At 63.5% G+C, this 1,676-nt stretch carries 1 protein-coding gene and 1 pseudogene; one reads left to right on the top strand and one right to left on the bottom strand.

Annotation, left to right across the window (positions count from 1 at the left end; genetic code table 11):
• A pseudogene (locus tag AC1DY5_RS54645) lies at positions 1 to 1,137 on the top strand (hypothetical protein); the annotation flags it as partial.
• Between the two features lie 107 nt (positions 1,138 to 1,244).
• Here AC1DY5_RS54645 and AC1DY5_RS54640 read toward each other — a convergent pair.
• The coding region (locus AC1DY5_RS54640) for a polyhydroxyalkanoic acid system family protein (RefSeq protein WP_478122530.1) at positions 1,245 to 1,676 on the bottom strand (432 nt) is incomplete at its 5' end.

Below are 1,676 nucleotides of genomic sequence, written 5' to 3'. Positions count from 1 at the left end.
CTGTATCAGCAGCTCGGCAACGAGATCATCGACGGCCGCACCCGCGTGTGGGACGTGGTCGATGCCTTGTTCAAGGCCGGCCACACCGTCATGGCTGAGCGCGCGCAGCGCTACGCGATGCCGATCCTGAAGGACCTGTCCAAGGTCGTTTCGCAGGCCGACATCATGCTGATGTACGGCGAGGCCCTGGCCGCGAACGGCGTGGAGACCATGATCAAGGTGTTCCAGCGCAACCTGAGCGCGGCCTCGACAGGCACCTACACCCTCCTGAGCAGCTACACCCAGGCGAACCTCGGCTCAGCGCGCGCCATCTCGATCGACCTCGAGGAGGTGGTGGGATCGACGACGTCGGAGGAGGGCCGCCGGCGCTCCGCTCTGATGTTCCTCTTCGCGCGCCGCCTGGGCGCCAAGAACTTCTTCGCCCGTTGGGAGGAGATTGCGCCCCTCGTTCCCGATCTGTACCGTCGCTACCAGAAGGATCGCGTCGAGAAGATGTGGGAGCAGATGAAGTTCCTGGAGTACGACGAGGTGCACTACGCCTCCGGTGCCGAGTCGTTCCAGATGCTGCTGCAGCAGGACTTGCGAGTGGGCCGCAAGTTCAACATGGTCACGATGATGATGAGTCAGCTGATCTCGGACTTCCCGGAGGCGATCATGGCCAACTCGACCAACTTCTATGTCTGGCCTGGGCGACGGCAGCATGGCCGACCAGGTGCAGGCGGCGTTCAAGCTGAGCGATGCCGAGATGCAGGCGATCAGCACGCATTGCCGCCGGCCAGGCACGCTCTTTGCGCGCTTCGCAACCACAGAGGGCGTGCTGGCCCAGGTGCTGAAGACCACCGCCAGCCCGCTCGACAAGTGGGCCTTCACGACGAATGCCGCGGACGCACCCGTGCGCGCCGCGCTCGCGCTGAAGCTGGGCGGCACAGACGACAGCTACTGGCAGGCGCTCCGGCTGCTCGCGAAGATGCTGCCGGCCGGTACGGCCAAACCGATGATCGCATCGCTGATGGCGGAGAAAGGCGAGTTCGACGTGAACGAGGAGTCCGTGTCAATGGATGTTGCCGCGCGCCTTATCGACCGGGCGCACCGGGCAGGGCTGCTATCTGCGGATGGACTTGCGGATCAGCCGACTGAGGAAACCRCTGAGGCGTGAGCGGCGCTGCGGCGCTAGGCCCTTCCAACCGTCATTGGCGTCCATTTGCGCTGCCTCCTTCATCGCAGCCGCCATTGCAGAACCTGTGCTATTTCCTTGTCAGCAGCAGTTGTCCCACTTTTTGCAGCCTTTCCTTGAGACCGCTGGCGATCACGCGGAGGACACCGGGCAACTCAACTTCCATCGTTACTGCAGCGTCGAACACGTGGATGACCCCGGAAACAGTCTGACCCATCGCCGCGACGCTGAAAATGAGCCGGTCACCGTCCCAGCGCTCGCTCCGGACCCCGCCACTACCGGGTAACAGGTTGAGAATCTTCGCGAAACCGGCCTCGATGCGACGGCGCGCCTCAGCGCGGCCTAGCTGGTGTGGAACACTAATGATGATGGGCGGCGCCATGCGCTTAGCAGGGTGCTGAAATACCTCTTCCGCCAGTCGGCGCGTGTCAGCCCTCAAGCGTTGGAAGTTGATCCCCCGACAGTTGCAAATCAAGACCCAGACGATGCGCGGAGCCGATAC

This window comes from Variovorax sp. P4_D9 (assembly GCF_056401695.1).
Note: the sequence above shows the minus strand (reverse complement) of the source record. Positions and strands in the feature narration are given on the sequence as shown.